Origin of the sequence: Agromyces soli, assembly GCF_022811605.1 — a bacterium.
GTDB classification, from domain to species: domain Bacteria; phylum Actinomycetota; class Actinomycetes; order Actinomycetales; family Microbacteriaceae; genus Agromyces; species Agromyces soli.
Genome location: NZ_CP094533.1, coordinates 2,119,134 through 2,135,717 on the forward strand (window position 1 = coordinate 2,119,134; position 16,584 = coordinate 2,135,717).

16 protein-coding genes and 1 tRNA gene are annotated in these 16,584 nt (G+C 71.8%); 7 read left to right on the forward strand and 10 right to left on the reverse strand.

The window, feature by feature from the left end:
• The first annotated feature begins 214 nt into the window (after positions 1–214).
• Together MTP13_RS10225 and MTP13_RS10230 are read left to right on the forward strand one after the other, a co-directional pair.
• Complete coding sequence (locus MTP13_RS10225; protein ID WP_243567638.1) at positions 215–733, forward strand: HNH endonuclease; 519 nt, start codon at positions 215–217, stop codon at positions 731–733.
• Positions 734–895: 162 nt separating this feature from the next.
• Entirely contained in the window at positions 896–1,738 is an 843-nt protein-coding gene (locus MTP13_RS10230) for a CHAP domain-containing protein (protein WP_243567639.1), read from the forward strand.
• Positions 1,739–1,814: 76 nt separating this feature from the next.
• On the opposite strand, the gene MTP13_RS10235 is transcribed toward MTP13_RS10230, so the two are convergent.
• Positions 1,815–2,843, reverse strand: coding sequence for a lactonase family protein (locus tag MTP13_RS10235; protein ID WP_243567640.1), 1,029 nt, complete (start codon positions 2,841–2,843; stop codon positions 1,815–1,817).
• Positions 2,844–2,928: 85 nt separating this feature from the next.
• Between MTP13_RS10235 and MTP13_RS10240 the strand changes: the two genes are divergently transcribed.
• Positions 2,929–3,001 (forward strand) — tRNA-Arg (locus MTP13_RS10240).
• Positions 3,002–3,022: 21 nt separating this feature from the next.
• Here the strand turns inward: MTP13_RS10240 and MTP13_RS10245 are convergent.
• Genes MTP13_RS10245 through MTP13_RS10255 form a run of 3 tightly spaced genes read right to left on the reverse strand, consistent with a single transcriptional unit; the run spans position 3,023 to position 4,870 of the window.
• Positions 3,023–3,379, reverse strand: coding sequence for a YciI family protein (locus MTP13_RS10245; RefSeq protein ID WP_243567641.1), 357 nt, complete (start codon positions 3,377–3,379; stop codon positions 3,023–3,025).
• Entirely contained in the window at positions 3,376–4,647 is a 1,272-nt protein-coding gene (locus tag MTP13_RS10250; RefSeq protein WP_243567642.1) for an RNA polymerase sigma factor, read from the reverse strand. The genes MTP13_RS10245 and MTP13_RS10250 overlap by 4 nt, the downstream gene beginning before the upstream one ends.
• 37 nt (positions 4,648–4,684) lie before the next feature.
• Complete coding sequence (locus tag MTP13_RS10255; RefSeq protein ID WP_243567643.1) at positions 4,685–4,870, reverse strand: hypothetical protein; 186 nt, start codon at positions 4,868–4,870, stop codon at positions 4,685–4,687.
• A 140-nt stretch (positions 4,871–5,010) separates the two neighbouring features.
• On the opposite strand from MTP13_RS10255, the gene MTP13_RS10260 reads away from it, so the two are divergent.
• Complete coding sequence (locus MTP13_RS10260) at positions 5,011–6,078, forward strand: ATP-dependent DNA ligase (protein WP_243567644.1); 1,068 nt, start codon at positions 5,011–5,013, stop codon at positions 6,076–6,078.
• Between the two features lie 9 nt (positions 6,079–6,087).
• Here MTP13_RS10260 and MTP13_RS10265 read toward each other — a convergent pair whose 3' ends face one another.
• Positions 6,088–6,591 (reverse strand): Lrp/AsnC family transcriptional regulator, encoded by a 504-nt coding sequence (locus tag MTP13_RS10265; protein ID WP_189083885.1) that lies wholly within the window; start codon positions 6,589–6,591, stop codon positions 6,088–6,090.
• Positions 6,592–6,721: 130 nt separating this feature from the next.
• Here MTP13_RS10265 and ald point away from each other — a divergent pair, with 130 nt between their 5' ends.
• Positions 6,722–7,819, forward strand: coding sequence for an alanine dehydrogenase (gene ald, locus MTP13_RS10270; protein ID WP_243567646.1), 1,098 nt, complete (start codon positions 6,722–6,724; stop codon positions 7,817–7,819).
• A gap of 171 nt (positions 7,820–7,990) precedes the next feature.
• Here the strand turns inward: ald and MTP13_RS10275 are convergent, their stop codons facing one another.
• On the reverse strand, positions 7,991–8,296 hold the full coding sequence (locus tag MTP13_RS10275; protein ID WP_243567647.1) for a rhodanese-like domain-containing protein: 306 nt from the start codon (positions 8,294–8,296) through the stop codon (positions 7,991–7,993).
• A 103-nt stretch (positions 8,297–8,399) separates the two neighbouring features.
• Here MTP13_RS10275 and MTP13_RS10280 point away from each other — a divergent pair, with 103 nt between their 5' ends.
• The gene (locus tag MTP13_RS10280) at positions 8,400–12,152 is read left to right on the forward strand and encodes an AAA family ATPase (protein WP_243567649.1); all 3,753 of its coding nucleotides are present in this window, start codon (positions 8,400–8,402) and stop codon (positions 12,150–12,152) included.
• A gap of 330 nt (positions 12,153–12,482) precedes the next feature.
• Here the strand turns inward: MTP13_RS10280 and mscL are convergent, their stop codons facing one another.
• The 3 genes from mscL to MTP13_RS10295 are packed head-to-tail and all read right to left on the reverse strand — an operon-like array spanning position 12,483 to position 13,918.
• Entirely contained in the window at positions 12,483–12,920 is a 438-nt protein-coding gene (gene mscL / locus MTP13_RS10285; protein ID WP_243567651.1) for a large conductance mechanosensitive channel protein MscL, read from the reverse strand.
• A 48-nt stretch (positions 12,921–12,968) separates the two neighbouring features.
• Entirely contained in the window at positions 12,969–13,307 is a 339-nt protein-coding gene (locus MTP13_RS10290; protein WP_243567652.1) for an FmdB family zinc ribbon protein, read from the reverse strand.
• A gap of 32 nt (positions 13,308–13,339) precedes the next feature.
• Positions 13,340–13,918 (reverse strand): 5-formyltetrahydrofolate cyclo-ligase, encoded by a 579-nt coding sequence (locus MTP13_RS10295; protein WP_243567653.1) that lies wholly within the window; start codon positions 13,916–13,918, stop codon positions 13,340–13,342.
• A gap of 44 nt (positions 13,919–13,962) precedes the next feature.
• On the opposite strand from MTP13_RS10295, the gene galU reads away from it, so the two are divergent.
• A complete protein-coding gene (galU, locus tag MTP13_RS10300) occupies positions 13,963–14,859 on the forward strand; it encodes a UTP--glucose-1-phosphate uridylyltransferase GalU (protein WP_243567655.1) in 897 nt (298 codons plus the stop codon).
• Here the strand turns inward: galU and MTP13_RS18225 are convergent.
• Entirely contained in the window at positions 14,816–16,468 is a 1,653-nt protein-coding gene (locus MTP13_RS18225; RefSeq protein ID WP_279399721.1) for an HNH endonuclease signature motif containing protein, read from the reverse strand. The two genes, galU and MTP13_RS18225, sit on opposite strands and share 44 nt — an antisense overlap.
• Positions 16,469–16,584: the final 116 nt, after the last annotated feature.

Below are 16,584 nucleotides of genomic sequence, written 5' to 3' on the forward strand. Positions count from 1 at the left end.
ATGGTGCAGCGCGAGCGCGTCCATGCCAGGAACGCGCGCGCGCACGTCCACCAACGGCCGAGTCATCAGCCGAACGACCTGAGCGCCGACGCGCTGCACGGGCACTGTCCTCTGGACGGTGCCCGTTTTTCGTTCCGGCGACCCCCGCAGGTCTCGATTCGCCGTCCGTATCCCGCGGCCGGAAGCCACCCGGCCCCGTACGAAAGGTGACGTCATGAGCGGCACCCTCATCCTGAACGCGAGCTATGAACCGCTCGCCGTGGTCCCGATGCGCCGGGCGATGCTCCTGGTGCTGAACGGCAAAGCCTCGGTCGTCGAGGCGGCCGAGGGCTGGCTGCACTCGCGCTCGGCGCGGTACGCCGTGCCCAGCGTGGTGCTGCTGCAGCACTACGTCCGCATCCCGTTGCGGCCGGTTCCGCTCACGCGCCGCGCCGCGCTGCAGCGCTACGGGTACCGCTGCGCGTACTGCCGCGGCTACGGCGACACGCTCGACCACGTCGTGCCCCGATCCCGGGGCGGCGGGCATAGCTGGGGCAACGTCGTCGTCGCCTGCCGTCGCTGCAACCACAAGAAGGCCGACAAGATGCTCGCCGAGATCGGATGGCGGCTGCCGTTCGAGCTGACGGAGCCGAACCCGACGCCCCAGGCGCGCGCCGGGCTCTGGTCGGCCCGCCACCCGGAGTGGGCGCAATACCTCGGATCGATGCCGCAGCCGACGCTGCTGGCCGGGTGAGCGATCGACCCGCCCAGCTCATCCCGGTGCGCCGTGATCTGATCGTGACATCCGGCACAGCGTGCCCTATGGTGGAACGAGTCCGGTGCGGTGCACGCCCTCCGGTCGCCCGAGACCACCCCGCAGACCCCCCTTGCGCTGCGGGATCCGGAGGAACTTCACGTGAACGGTGACACCACGCGCGACGCGCTCCAGCGGCCGCGCGACCGTCGGCGTAGCGCGCCCGCCGCCCCCGACGCTCACCCCGCTCCGTCGTCCAACGGCCGGGTGCGCCGGCGCGGCCCCGTCCGGGTGCTCGGCACCGTGCTGGTGGTCCCGGCGATCATCGGAACGGTCGCGATCCCCGCCTACGCGATGATGCCGGGCGTCGAAGACCACGCGAGCTCGGCGAGCTACAGCCTGACCCAGAGCGAGGCGCAGGACCTCGTGGTGCCGGGCCTCGTGAACCAGGCCACGGTCGCGGCCGACAGCTACGAGGTCACCACGAAGGAAGAGATCGACCGGGCCGCCCGCGAGGCCGAGGAGGCGCAGCAGGCCGCTTGGGCCGCTGAGCTCGCCTCCCGCGCCGGCAACGGCGACTACGCCGTCTACACGGTGAAAGCCGAGGGCGACGACTACCCGTGGTGGGACCAGCTCCCCGACGACTACGGCGGCGGCCTCTCGCCGCTCCGCTACTACTACCGGGAGTGCGTCGACTTCGTCGCGTGGCGGCTGAACCGCGACGCGGGCGTGACGAGCGCCCCGTGGAAGTGGGACTGGTCGAACCTCGCCTCGGGCAGTGCGTACGTCTGGGCCGACGAGTGGGCGGCCAAGGGCTGGCCCACCTCCTCGACGCCCGTCGTGGGCGCCGTCGCGTGGTTCCCCTACAACCACGTCGCCTACGTGCAGTCGATCAACGGCGACGGCAGCGTCAACATCGAGGAGTACAACCAGAACTCCGACCACTCGTACCACCGGCGCACCATCCCGGCGGGCGAGGCGCTCTACCTCTATCCGCCGGCCTGAGACCGCCCGGTCCGAGACCGCCCGGCCTAAGACCGCCCGGCCTAAGACCGCCCGGCCCGGGACCGGTGGCCGCGGTTCAGCGGGGGACGCGGGCGAGGCAGGCAGGAGCCGGGGTCGGCACGGTGCCGACGAGCTCCTGGGGCACGCCCTCGGCGTCGAGGGCGACGATCGCGATCGAGTCGGAACCCTGATCGGCGACGAGCGCGAACCGTTCGTCGTGCGTGAGCTCCAGGTCGCGGGGATGGATGCCGCCGGTCGGCACGCTCGCGACGTGCACGAGCGTCCGCGCCGCACGGTCGAACCGGAGCCCGGCGAGCGCGTCGGCGTCGCGGTCGCCGACGAGCACGAGGTCGCCGCGCGTCAGCCGGATCGCGGAGACGCCGAGGGCCCGCGGGGTCACCCGTCCGTCCACCGGGTACCAGCCGAGCTCCGCGCGTGCGTCGAGGTCGAGGACCGAGACCGTCCGGTCGAGCTCGTTCGCGACGAGAGCGAGCCGACCGGTCACCACGAGGTGGCGCGGGCCGGCGCCGGCGTGCACGGCGATCTCGCCGAGGTCGCCGAGGTCGCCGCTCGCCTCGTCGAGCGAGAGCAGGCGGATGCGGTCGGCCCCGAGATCGGGGCCGAGCGCCGTCGTGCCGTCGAAGACGAGCTGGTGCAGGTGGGCGGCCTCCTGCCGCTCGGCGTCGGGGCCGCTGCCGGTGAACGCCGCGCGGGCGACTGCGCCGGCGGCCCCGGGCCCGCCGATCGGATGCGAGGTGACGGAACCGCCGGAGTAGTTCGCGGCGAGCGCCCACGCCCCACCGGGGCTGATCGCGACGTGGCAGGGGTCGCCGTCGGCGGGACCGAGCTCGGCGAGCGGGGCGAGACTGCGCCCGCCGGCCTGCACCGACCACGCGGAGACGCCACCGGGCGCGAGTTCGTGGGCGATGACGAGGCGGTCACCGCGGAGCGCCAGGAACATCGGGTTCCCGCCGACCGGGATCGGCTCGCCGAGCTGCCAGCCGCCCTGCGCGTCGACCTCGAGGCGGCGGACCCCCGCCGCGGGGCTGCCGAGGCCGCCCGTCGTCGACGCACCCACCCAGAAGACCGTCGGCTCGCCGCGCATGCTGCTCCATTCCGCGGCGGACCGCTGTCGGGGCGCTCCCGGCGCCGACCGCCAGGGTATCGCGAGCCGGTAGACTCGCTAGGCCGCCCCCGTAGCTCAGAGGATAGAGCGTCGGTTTCCTAAACCGTGCGTCGCAGGTTCGAGTCCTGTCGGGGGCACCGTTCGATTTCTCAGATCGGTCATTCCTGTTCCCACGGCAGCGTCACCATCGGGAGGATGTAGATGCGGCCGAGGACGGCGACCGGATGCTTCGCCATGTACTCGGCGGCTTCGTCGATCGAATCGGCGGTGATCAGGTCGTAGCCGGCGAACCACTCCTTGAACTCCGGGAAGGGTCCGTCGGTGACGAGGGTCCGGCCGTCGCGGACGGCGACGGACTTCGCCCGCTCGGGGCCGGCGACCGGGCCTCCCAGAGTGAGCCGGTCGGCGTGCTCGCCCTCGGCAGCCCAGCGCTCGAGCATCGCCTGGTCCTCGGACCGGGGCAGCTCGGTGCCGGTGGGGTCCGACATGTGGATGACGAGGTACTTGCTGCTCATGAGCGGGGTCCTTTCGGTGGTGCGAGTTGATTTCGTCGGCGGATGAGGTGTCTGGTCTCGGCGGCGGTCCCGGCCAGCTCGATCGCTCGGTCGTAGGCCGATCGGGCCTCGGCGGAGCGGCCGGTCGCGCGCAGCAGTTCCGCCCGGGTGACGTGGAAGGCGTGATGGCCCTCGAGCTGCTCGGTGAGCCGGTCGACGATCGCGAGCGCGAGTTCGGGGGAGTCGTGCTCGGAGACCGCGATGGCCTTGTTGAGGGTGACGAGTGGATTCGGGTCGATCTCCTCGAGCCGGGAGTAGAGGCTCGCGATGCGCGCCCAGTCGGTGTCGCGCGCGTGCGGAGCGGTGACGTGAGCGGCGTTGATCTCCGCGAGCAGCCGATATCTGCCGGGGGGCTCATCGCCCTCCGGCGACGCGAGCAGCTCCACGCCCTCGGCGATGAGCTCGCGGTCCCAGGATCCACGATCCTGCTCGTCGAGCCGCACCAGCTCGCCGTCGGACGAGACGCGGGCCGGCGCGCGGGCCTCGGTCAGCAGCATCACCGCGAGCAGGCCGGCGACCTCGGCATCGTCGGGCCGGAGCTCGCGTGCGAGCCGGGCGAGGCGGATCGCCTCCGCGGTCAACTCGCGCCGGATCACGGGCGACTCGGGGGCGGACGCGAGGTATCCCTCGTTGAAGACGAGGTACAGCACCGTGAGGACGGCGTCGATGCGGGTGGGAAGGTCCTCCGCCGCGGGAATCGCGAAGGGGACCCCGGCCGCCTTGATCTTCGCCTTCGCCCGGCTGATCCGCTGACCCATCGTCGTGTCCTGCACGAGGAACGCGTGGGCGATCTCCGCCACGGTGAGCCCGCCGACGACCCGCAAGGTGAGCGCGACGCGCGCGTCGAGCGAGAGCACCGGATGGCAGCAGATGAACAGCAGTCGGAGCCGGTCGTCCTCGACGGCGCCGGTCGGGGCGGCGGGGTCCGGGTCGTGCATCGTCGCCGCCTCGCGGTGCTTCTCGTCTCGACGCGCCTCGCGTCGCAGCCGGTCGATCGCCCTGCGGTTCGCCGTCGTGGTCACCCATCCCGCCGGGTTCGGCGGGATGCCGTGCGCCGGCCAGTGCTCGACGGCGATCGCGAACGCCTCAGCGGTCATCTCCTCGGCCAGGTCGAGGTCGTCGAACCGGCGCGCGAGTCCCGCGACGATCCGCGCCCACTCGTCGCGATGGGTGCGCGAGAGCACGGTCGCGACCGCCCGGGGGTCGTCCCGACGTGTGGGCATGGTCATCGTGCTCCTCTCTCCATCTGATCGACGAACGGGCCGTTCAGTTTTCGACAGTCTTTCGGAAACGGCGTCGGAACGGTGCGCGGTCGGCGGCTTTCCGCAGCGGGGCCCTGGCCTCGTCGGCCTCCCGGCGTTCAGCGGCGACACGATGGCGTTCCGCCTCGACCGCGGCCCGCTGCAGCTCGGCGCGCTGGGCGGTGAGCAGCATCAGCGGATCGATGTCCATGGAGGATGTCCTTCCGGATCTCGCCGGAATCGGTGCATCCCGGCTATCAAGACCACGAACGGCTGCGCCTCACTTCGACACCCTCGCCCCTCACCGCGAGGCGCTGGTGCGGCCGGCTCCGCCGGAGCATGATGGGTCGCATGGACCTGCCGGTGATGCCGCCCGTCGCGCCGATGCTCGCGAAGTCGGTCAAGGAGATCCCCGATATCGGGCACGTGGAGCCGAAGTGGGACGGCTTCCGCACCATCGTCTTCCGGGACGGTGACGAGGTCGAGCTCGGCAGTCGCAACGAGAAGCCGATGACGCGGTACTTCCCTGAGCTCGTCGAGGCGCTCCGCCGGGAGCTGCCCGATCGCTGCGTGCTCGACGGAGAGATCGTGCTGGTGCGCGACGGCCGGCTCGATTTCGAGGCCCTGCAGCAGCGCATCCATCCCGCGGCGAGCCGGGTGCAGCTGCTGGCGGGGGAGACGCCCGCCTCGTTCGTCGCATTCGACCTGCTTGCGATCGGCGACGAGGATCTCACCGGTGTCGCGTTCGGCGAGCGGCGGCGCCGGCTCGAGGAGGTGCTGGCCGGGGCATCCGATCCGGTGTTCCTCACTCCGGCGACCGCGGATCCGGTCGAGGCCCGCGACTGGTTCGAGCGCTTCGAGGGCGCCGGCCTCGACGGCGTCGTCGCGAAGCCGCTCGACGGCGTCTATCAGCCGGACAAGCGGGCGATGTTCAAGATCAAGCACGAGCGCACCGCGGACTGCGTCGTGGCGGGTTTCCGCTGGCACAAGAGCGGCGACGTGGTCGGCTCGCTGCTGCTCGGCCTCTACGGCGACGACGGGCGACTGCACCATGTCGGCGTCGTGGCGGCGTTCTCGATGGCGCGGCGCGCCGAGCTCGTGGCGGAGCTGGAGCCGCTCATCGAGACGGATCCGTCGCGGCATCCCTGGGGCGAGTGGGCCGAGCAGTCCGCGCACGAGCAGACGCGGATGCCGGGGGCGGTGAGCCGGTGGAGCGCGGGCAAGAACCTGTCGTTCGTGCCGCTGCGACCCGAGCGCGTCGTCGAGGTCGCGTACGACCACATGGAGGGCGAGCGGTTCCGGCACACGGCGCAGTTCCGCCGCTGGCGGCCTGATCGCGACCCCGCGAGCTGCGGCTACGGCCAGCTGGAAGCGCCGGGCGCGCTCGATCTCGGCGAGATCCTGCCGCTCAGGGGCTGAGCGCCGCGCTCAGAGCACGACGCCGATGCCGGCCGAGAGCGCGGTGTGGTGCTCGAACACGAGGTTCGTCTCGGTGAGCGCGACGGCGGGGTTCGCCGAGAGGTTCTTCAGCACGAACTGGCGCACGTGCGCGCTGTCGCGGACGCGCACGTGGATGAGGAAGTCCTCGGTGCCGCCCAGGAAGAACAGCTGCGCCACCTCGGGCTCGCGGCGGAGCTCGTCGGAGATCTGCTCCATGAGGTGACGGGCGCCTGGCCGGATGCGCACGCTGACGAGGGCTTGCAGGGTGAAGCCGAGGGCGACGGGGTCGATCTCGGCCGTATAGCGCGTGATGACGCCCCGCTCGCGCAGCGAGCGCACGCGGGCGAGGCACGTGGACGGCGAGATGCCGACCGCCCGGGCGAGGTCGACGTTCGGGATGCGGGCGTTCTCGTGCAGGCGGGCGATGATCGCCCGGTCGAGCTCGTCGAGCACGACGGGCCCCTGGTCGCGGATCTGCGGCGCATCGCTCATGATCGACCTCCGAATCGCATGAATGCTCAACTGAGATGAAGCCTACCGAATTCTGTGCGGAAGAGCTTTCGTTCCGGCGAATAAGCGGCGACCATTGAGGGTACCCACCCAACAGCATTCGGAGTCTGAAATGCACATCGGCGTGCCCGCTGAGATCAAGAACAACGAATTCCGCGTCGCCATCACCCCGGCCGGCGTCCACGCCTTCGCACAGCGCGGCCACCGCGTCGACGTGCAGGCGGGGGCCGGCGTCGGTGCCGGCTACACCGACGAGGACTACCGCGAGGCCGGGGCGACCATCGTCGCGACGGCCGACGAGGCCTGGAGCGCCGAGCTCGTCCTCAAGGTCAAGGAGCCCATCGAGCCGGAGTACGGCTACCTCCGCAGCGACCTCACGCTGTTCACCTACCTCCACCTCGCGGCCGACCGCCCGCTCACCGACGCGATCCTCGCCTCGGGCGTCACGGCGATCGCCTACGAGACCGTGCAGCTCGCCGACCGCTCGCTGCCGCTGCTCACTCCGATGAGCGAGGTCGCCGGGCGACTCGCCCCCCAGGTGGGCGCCGCCTCGCTGCACGCCTCGAAGGGCGGCCGCGGCGTGCTCCTCGCGGGCGTGCCCGGCACGAGCCCCGCGAAGGTCGTCGTCATCGGCGGCGGCGTCGCCGGCGAGCAGGCGGCGGCGACCGCGCTCGGCCTCGGCGCCGACGTCACCGTCTTCGACATCTCGCTGCCGAAGCTGCGCGAGATCGACGCACGCTACCAGGGCCGCATCAAGACGCTCGCGTCCTCGCCCTACGAGATCGCCCGCCAGGTGAAGGACGCCGACCTCGTCGTCGGCGCCGTGCTGATCCCGGGCGCCGCGGCGCCGAAGGTCGTCACCGACGAGATGGTCGCCACCATGAAGCCGGGCGCCGTGCTCGTCGACATCGCGATCGACCAGGGCGGCTGCTTCGAGGGCTCGCGCCCGACGACGCACGCCGACCCCACCTTCAAGGTGCACGACGCGATCTTCTACTGCGTCGCGAACATGCCCGGCGCGGTCCCCGCGACCTCGGCGCCCGCGCTCACGAACGCGACCCTGCCGTACGCGCTGAAGATCGCCGACCTCGGCTGGGAGGCCGCCCTCGACGCCGACCCGGCGCTCGCCAAGGGCCTCAACGCGACCGCGGGCAAGCTCACCAACGAGCCCGTCGCCGTCGCCCTCGGGATCGACTACCAGGCGCGCTGAGCCGCGCCGCACGGCCTCGCCCCTCGCAGCCGATCGACCGCCTCGCGCGGTCGCGAGGGGTGACGGAACGTCGCGACGGGCCGACTCCCAGCGCCCGTCGCGACCGGATGCCCCGACTGCACACGATGCGGTCGGGGCATCCGTCCGTTTCCGGACGCGATCGAGTGAGGGTCAGTCGTCGCCGAGGACGACGGGCAGCCCGCTCTGATACCAGGCGAGGATGCCGCCCTCGACGTTCACCGCATCGATGCCCTGCTGCTCCAGGTACTGCACCGCCTGCGCGCTGCGACCGCCGACGTGGCACATGACGTAGACCGTGCGATCGCGGGGCACTTCGTCGAGCCGGGCGACGAGCTCGCCGAGCGGGACGTGGTGCGCGCCCTCGACCCGCGCCTGTGCGAGCTCTGCGGCCTCGCGCACGTCGATCAGGTAGGCGTCGGCCGTGGCGTGGACCTCGGCGGGGGAACTGGACTGCATGATGGGCCTCTCGACCCCCGACACGATACCCGAGCCGCGGCAAACCGCGAGGTTCCGGGCGTCGCTGCGGGGAATCCGGGGAGGTGCGACATAAGGTGGCCCTGTGCAACGGCTGGAACGCGATCAAGGAGACGAGCAACTGCTCGCGCGCGAGACGGATGCCGCGGCCGACGAGCTCACCCCCGACCCCGTTCCTCACGAGGCCGGGCGGCCCACGAGCCTCAGCCTCGGTGATCCCGCCCTCGTCGCGGGCAATGTCGCCGAACCCACCTGGCGGCGATGGCAGGAGGAACTGCGCGCCGCGGGCGGGCGCTCGCCGCTCGTGCGCTTCGAGGACACGCCGCGCACCCGTATCGAGCTCTCCACGACGCACCCCGGCGGCCTGCCGCAGTTCATCACGGGCAAGTCGACGCTGCTGTCGAGCCTCATCCGCGACGAGCTCGCGCTGCGCAACGCGCGCCTGGCCGCCGCCGAGATCACCCAGAAGGGCATCGAGCTGCGCTCGGTGCGCGGCATCGAGTCGGTGCACCTCGCCATCGGGCTCGCCTCGTGGCGGCACAACGGCCAGGAGTACACCGCCCCCGTGCTGCTGCGCCCGCTCGCCATCCGCCGCTACGGGCGCGACTTCGAGCTGAAGCTCAAGGGACAGCCCTTCCTCAACCCGGCGCTCGCTCGCGAGCTGCACGAGCAGTTCAAGATCACGCTCGACGCCGACGCGTTCGTCGCGCTCGCGATCACCAACGGCGTGTTCAAGCCGCAGCCGGTCATCGACCGTCTTCGCGGCCTGACCTCCCACCTGCCGTGGTTCAGCGTCGCCCCGCGGCTCGTCGTCTCGTCCTTCGCCGAGGTCGGCCCGGCGCTCGCCGCGGACGTGGACGGCACGGGGCATCCGGTCGTCGACGCGATCGCCGGCAACAAGGCGGCCCGCGCTTCGCTCGCGGCGCTGCCGGAGCTGCCGCGGCCCGTGCCGCAGGACGAGCGCCCGCCGTCCACCGATGTCCTCCTGCTCGACGCCGACCAGGAGCAGGAGCAGGTCGTCGCCGCGGTCGCCGCCGGCGCGTCCATCGTCGTGAAGACGCTGCCCGGCACGGGCGGCACGCAGACCATCGTGAACGCGATCGGCGCCCTCGTCGCCGCCGACAAGCGCGTGCTCGTCGCCGGCGCCCGCAAGGCCAGCCTGGACGGCATCGCGCACCGGCTCGGCCAGGTCGGCCTCGGCGGCATGGCGGTCACGAGCGAGGGGCTCCGCCGGGAGCTCATCCAGTCCATCTCCCGCAACGAGAAGGCCGAGCGGCCGCGCGTCACCGACGTCGACGACGCGCTCGTCCGCCTCCGCAAGGTGCTGCTCGACTACCGCAGCGCGCTGACCCGGCGCGATCTCGAGTTCGGCGCATCCGTGCTCGAGGCGCTGAGCGCGCTCGCCGACCTCGCCGTGCTGCCCGCCGCGCCCGACACGACGGCGCGGCTCGACCATGCCGCGCTCGTCGCGCTCTCGGGCGATCGCTCGCGCGCTGCGCAGGACCTCGCCCGCGCGGCCGCGCTGGGCGAGTTCCGCTACGGGCCGGGCGACTCGCCCTGGTACGGCGCCTCCTTCTCGAACTCCGAGGACGCCGCGCAGGCCCACGAGCTCGCGAAGCGGTTGAGCCGCAGCGACGTGCCGCGCCTGCTCGAACGCGGCCGCGCGCTCATCGCCCAGACCCGTCTGCGCCCTTTCGAATCGGTGGCGGAGCTCGGGGTCTTCCTGCGGTTGCTGCTCGACGTGCGCGAGACGCTCGACAAGTTCCAGCCCTCGGTCTACGACCGGCCGCTCGGCGAGCTCATCGCGGCGACCGGCTCCCGGCGCGACTCCGAAGGGATGAGCGCGGCGAACCGCCGGCGGCTCCGCCGGCACGCGAGCGAGTTCCTCCGGCCGGGCGTGCACGTGTCCGACCTGAACGCGGCGCTTCGAGGCATCCAGCAGCAGCGCACCCTCTGGCAGCGCTACTCGGAGGCCGGCGCCATCCCCGGCGTCCCCGCCGGCATCGACGACGTGCACGTCGCGTACCGCACGGTGGCGGCCGACCTGGCCTCGCTCGACGGTCCGCTCGGCGTGGCGGGAACGCCGCGTCAGCTCGCCGCGCGCCCGATTCGCGAACTGCAGTCCACCCTCGCCGGTCTCGCCGAGGAGTCGGAGGTGCTGCTGAACCTGCAGGAGCGCACGGCGCTGCTGTCGCGCCTCCGCGACCTCGGGCTCGACCCGCTGCTGCTCGACCTGTCGAAGCGGCACGTCCCCGAGCTCCGGGTCGCGGCGGAGCTCGAGCTCGCCTGGTGGCAGTCGGTGCTCGAGACGATGCTGGCCCGCGAGAAGGCCCTGCTCGGCGCGAACACGACCGTGCTCGACCGGCTCGAGGCGGACTTCCGGCTCGTCGACGAGGCGCACGCCGCCGCCGCCGGGCCGCTCGCCGCCTGGCGTCTGGCCGAGAACTGGAAGGTCGCGCTCGTCGACCACCCCGACGAGGCCGAGCGGCTGAAGAAGCTGCTGCGCAGCGACCGCGTGCGGTCCCAGCTGCTGCAGGCTGAGGCGCCGACGCTCTTCCGGGTGCTGGCGCCCGTCTGGCTCGCCTCCCCGTACGAGGTGCCGACGATCGACGACGGCATCGGCTTCGACACGGTCATCCTCGTGGACGCCGGCGCGACGACGATCGCCGAGAACCTCGGGGCGATCCGCCGGGCGAAGCAGATCGTCGCGTTCGGCGACCCGGTGACGCAGACGCCGACGCTCTTCGAGACGGGCATCTTCGACCGCGACCAGCAGGGGGCGCCCGAGCACGGCGTCGACGCGGCGCACGCGGACTCCGCGCTGGCGCGGCTCGGCGAGCTGCTGCCGACGATGACCCTGACGCGGAGCTACCGCGCCGGCGGCGAGGACCTCGCCGAGCTCGTGAACACCTGGTTCTACGGCGGGCGCATCGTGTCGATGCCGTGGGCCGGCAGCTTCCTCGGCCACGGCAGCCTGGGCCTGCACTACGTGCCGGGCAACGGCTTGCCCGACCCCGTGACCGGCACGGTCGAGTCGATCGACACCGAGGTGGCGAAGGTGGTCGAGCTCGTCATGGAGCACGCCGTCAAGCGGCCCCGCGAGTCGCTCATGGTGATCACCGCGAGCCAGCGGCACGCCTCCCGCGTGTACCAGGCGGTGCTCGCCGCGTTCACGAAGCGCAGCGACCTCTCCGACTTCATCCTGAAGGACCGGGCCGAACCGTTCACCGTGCTCACGCTCGAGCAGGCCGTCGCGCAGAGCCGCGACCGGGTGATCTTCTCGGTCGGCTACGGCCGCACGCCGCACGGCCGGCTGCTGTCGAACTTCGGTGCGCTCGGCGAGCCGGGCGGCGACCGTCTGCTCGCCGTCGGCATGACGCGGGCCCGTCGATCGATGGACATCGTGTCGGCGTTCCGGCCCGAGCACATCGATGAGGACCGCCAGGCGCACGGCGTGCTCGCGCTCGCGAACGTGCTCGCGCAGACCGAGGAGCGGCAGGCCGCTCCGGCCGAGTCCGAGACCGGCGACGCGATGCTCGCGGACCTCGGCGCCCGGCTCGAGCGGCGCGGCATCCGGGTGAGCGTCGGCCACCGCGGCAGTCTCGCCCTCGCGGCGGCCAACGCCGGCAAGGCGGTCGTGGTGGAGACGGATGCCTCGCTCGGCGGGATGAGCCTCCGGGAATCGCTGCGACTTCGCCCCGAGGTGCTGCGCCGACTCGGTTGGCACTACCTGCGCGTGCACAGCTTCGAGCTGTTCAGCAACCCCGACGCCGTGGCCGAGCGGGTCGCGACGCTGCTCGGCAAGCCGAGCCCGCGCCGCGCCGCCGCCCAGCGGTGACGGACGCGAGCCGATGACCGGGACGCCACCCTCGGGGGAGCGGCCGAGCCCTGCCGGACCCCTCGAGGGCGAGGAGTCCACGACCCCGGGGCGGCAGCGCGTCGTTCGCGCCCGGGGCGGCCGGCGAGCGAAGCTGACGCCGGCGCCGGGCAGCGATCCGTCGCCGGAGTCGCCGGTGGAACGGGAGCAGAGCCGTCCCGCCGGCCCGGACGACGAGCGGATCACGAGGGAACGCCCGCCGCACTGGTGAGCGGCGAGGCATCCGGTGCACGGGGAACGCCCGCTGCACCGAGGTGCAACGGGCGTTCGAAGTGTGGGGCCGAATGCCCGTCAGCCGCTGTGACGGCCCGAGCCGCCCGGGGCCGGGGCGCCGCCGTTCTGCGCCGCGAGCAGGTCGCGGATCTCGGCCAGCACATCGAGCTCGGTCTCGGGGGTCTCGGGGTCGGGCTGCCCGGCCTTGCGCTTCGCCTCGGCGCGCTCCTTGAAGTGGTTCATCGGCATCACGAAGACGAAGTACACGACGGCGGCGACGGCGAGGAAGGAGATGATCGCGCCGATGATCGCGCCGAAGGAGAACTTCGCGTCGCCGACCTGCCAGACGAGGGCGTTGTTCAGGCTGTCGGCCTTGAAGAGCAGGCCGAGCAGCGGGTTGATGAGGTTCTCGACGATCGAGTTCACGACGGCCGTGAACGCGGCGCCGATGACGACCGCGACGGCGAGGTCGATGACGTTGCCGCGCATGATGAATTCTTTGAAGCCGTTGATCATGGCTCGCTCCCTCCGGGGTGGGCTGGTCGTCGCCACGATAACGCAGGCTCAGGCGGATGACGTGGAGGTGCTCCCGCCGGTTCCTTGGCTGGTCGAACCGGACTTTGCGGGGCTGCTGCCGCCCGACGAACCGCTCGCCGTCGTCGAGCCGCCGCTGCTGGCGGCCCCGGACTTCGACGAGCCGCCGTCGCTGGAACCCGAACCCGAACCCGAGCGGGAATCGGTGCGGTAGAAGCCGGAGCCGTTGAACGTCACCCCGATGGTGTTGAAGAGCTTGCGCAGCTTGCCGCCGCAGACCTCGCAGACCGTCAGCGCGTCGTCGCTGAACGCCTGGTGGATGTCGAAGGCGTTCCCGCACTCGGTGCAGCGATAGGAATAGGTAGGCATGGGGATCTCCGGATGGTGCGGGGCGCCGACGCTCAGAAGGCGACGATGCGGGTGGGGGTGATGACGCCGTTCACGCCTTGATCATGCAGTTCGTGCGGGACACGCTCGACGAACTCGCTGTCGAAGACGACGGCGTACACCGGGGGGCATTTTGCCATCGACCCGAGGGTCTTGTCGAAGTAGCCCCGGCCCCAGCCGAGTCGCATGCCGCTCGCGTCGACCGCCGCGGCGGGGACGACGATGAGGTCCACGTCGTTGATCGCCATCGGTCCGAGCAACTCGCCGACGGCTTCCGGGGTGCCGTGCAGGCCGAGCTGTTCGGTGTCCTCCTCGCCGACGGTCCAATCGAGGAGCCCGTCTTCACGCGTGACCGGGAACAGCACGCGGAGGCCCTGCGCCTCGGCCCAGTTCACGAACGGGCGGGTGTTCGGCTCGCTCGGCATCGAGAGGTAGCAGGAGAGCGAGGTCGCGCCGGTCTGAGCGACGAGCTCCTGGAGGCGGGCGGTGAACCCCTCGGTGGCGAGCTCGCGCTCATGGTTCGAGCGGTTCTGCCGGCGCTCGCGGAGCTCGGCGCGGAGGATGCGCTTCTGGACGTCCGGATCGTCGGGCATGCTCAACATCCTAGACAGCGCGGGCGGTCGGATAGGCTTGCCGGATGACCGAGCGTATTACGAAGGCCGTGATTCCCGCGGCCGGTCTGGGAACTCGCTTCCTGCCGGCGACGAAGGCGATGCCGAAGGAGATGCTCCCGGTCGTCGACAAGCCTGCGATCCAGTACGTCGTCGAAGAGGCCGTCAACGCCGGGCTCACCGATGTGCTCATGGTCACCGGCCGCAACAAGTACGCGCTCGAGAACCACTTCGATCGGGTCGCCGAGCTCGAAGCCACCCTCGAGGCGAAGGGCGACACCGCCAAGCTCGAGAAGGTCAACGAGTCGACCGACCTCGCCGACATGCACTACGTGCGCCAGGGGGACCCGCTCGGGCTCGGGCACGCCGTGCTGCGCGCGAGCATGCACGTCGGCGACGAGCCGTTCGCCGTGCTGCTCGGCGACGACATCATCGACGCCCGCGACGAGCTGCTCACCCGCATGCTCGTCGAGCAGGGCAAGCGCGACGCCTCGATCGTCGCGCTCCTCGAGGTCGATCCCGACAGCATCCACCTCTACGGCGCCGCCGAGGTCGAGCCCACCGACGACCCCGAGGTGGTGCGCATCACCGGGCTCGTCGAGAAGCCGGCCAAGGAGGTCGCGCCCTCGAACTACGCCGTCATCGGTCGCTACGTGCTGAAGCCCGAGGTCTTCGAGGTGCTCGAGCGCACCGAGCCCGGCAAGGGCGGCGAGATCCAGCTCACCGACGCGCTCATGGAGATGGCGGGCGACGTGGAGGCCACCGGCGGCGTCTACGGCGTCGTGTTCCGTGGCCGTCGCTACGACACGGGTGACAAGCTCGACTACATCAAGGCCGTCGTGCAGCTCGCCAGCGACCGCGACGACCTGGGTGCCGAGCTCAAGGATTGGCTGCGCGGCTACGTCGCGCAGCTCGACACGTAGCGGTTCCAGGCGTCCCGCCGGCGCTGCGTTGATCGGGACGGCCTGAACTGGTTCTCGCAGGCCGGGATGCTCTGACCCGGGCGCTGATCGGCGTGGGCTGATTGGCGTGCGCTGATTCGGGCGCTGAGCGGTGCTGCCCGGCGCGGCGTCGGCTTCCCCACGGCTTCGCTGTGCGGCGCGTTTCGAAGCCGCGCACTGCCGCGCGCTTGGGCCCGCTTTGGGCTGCGCTTCGGGCCGCGCTTCCGGCCGCGCTGTCGCGTGCCCAAAGGGCCTGTCTCGGTCGGGTCCTGCTCACCCTGCCGTGCTGTTCGCGCGCACGGCGATGCCGGCGGGCGGGTGCTGAGAAGGGTGCGTGTTCGGGGTAGCGCTCGGGTTCGGGTGAGCGTTCGGCGTAGTGGTGGGGTGGGTGTTCGGGGGTGCTCGGTGGGTTCCGGGGTGGGTGCGGGTGTTGGGGTGTGGTGGTGGCGGTGTGTCCGGTGGGGGTGTGCCAGGTGATGGTGCCGTTGGGGGTTCGGGTGACCCGGAATTTGGTGTGGTGTTTGAGGGTGTGGTCGGTGCGGCAGGTGGGGGCGAGGTTGGTGGTGTTGGTGGGGCCGCCGTGGGTCCAGGGGGTGAGGTGGTCGAGGTCGCTTTGGTGGGCGGGGCGGGTGCAGCCGGGTCGGGTGCAGGTGCCGTAGTGGTGGGTGAGCCAGCGGCGTTGTGCGGTGGTGGTGCGGTAGCGGGTGTGGTCGAGGGTGAGTGGGGCGGTGGTGATGGGGTCGGTGATCATGCGGAGGAAGGTGGGGGCGTGGGCGAAGAGGTGGCGGGCGGCGTCGACGGCGGAGAGGGAGAGGCTGATCCAGGCCATCCCGTCGGGGGCGGGTTCGAGGATCAGTCGTCGGGTGGTGTGGGCGCGCTGGTGGCGGGCGGTGGTGGTTTCTGGGGGTTCGAGTCGGGTGCGGAGCCGTCGGGCACGCTGGCGGAACCTGGGTAGCGGGATCGTGCCGGCCAGCTCGGCGAGCGTCTCGTCGAACACGGCGAGTGCTGCGGCATCGGCGGGAGAACGGTGGGGGGTGGTGAGGGGGATGCCGTCGAGGGTGTCGAGCGCGGCTCGTACCTCGGTATACGACGCGATCCCGTCACGGAAGCGGGCCCAGAGGTGGGGCAGGTGGCGGTGCGCGGTGGTGGCGTGGTGGGCGCGGGACCGGATCGTCGCGGCGGGCAGTTGCAACCGCATGGACAGTTCCGCGGCGACGGAGCGGGCGGCGAGCTCGGCGACGGGGATGCCGCCGCGGGACTGGCCGTGGTGCGCGTCGGGGTGGACGTAGAGTTCGGGGTGCGCGTCGGCGAGGGCGAACGCCTGCCGGTACGCGTCGAGTTGCGCGGCCTGCATGCGGTTCGATTCCAGCAGGGCACCCCCGGCGGCATCCAGTGTGGCTTGGAGTTCGGCGAACACCGCCCGGCTGCCGCCCGCTGCAGACGCTGCCCGCCACCCGTCCAACGACGCCCAGTCAGGGTCAGCCCACTCAGGGCCGGCCCACTCAGGGGCAGCCCAGCCAGGGTCAGCCCACTCGGCAGCACCGACAGTGGCCGGATCGGCCGGGTCGGAAAGGTGCAGCGCCTGAGACATACCCCAAGACTATCGAACACAGCTTCGAACCCGGCTCCCGAAGTGGCGCTGTGGAAAACCCGAAACGGACCCCGCGCCGCCCGCCGCGGCCCCCGCCGGGCCGCTACCCTCTGAGC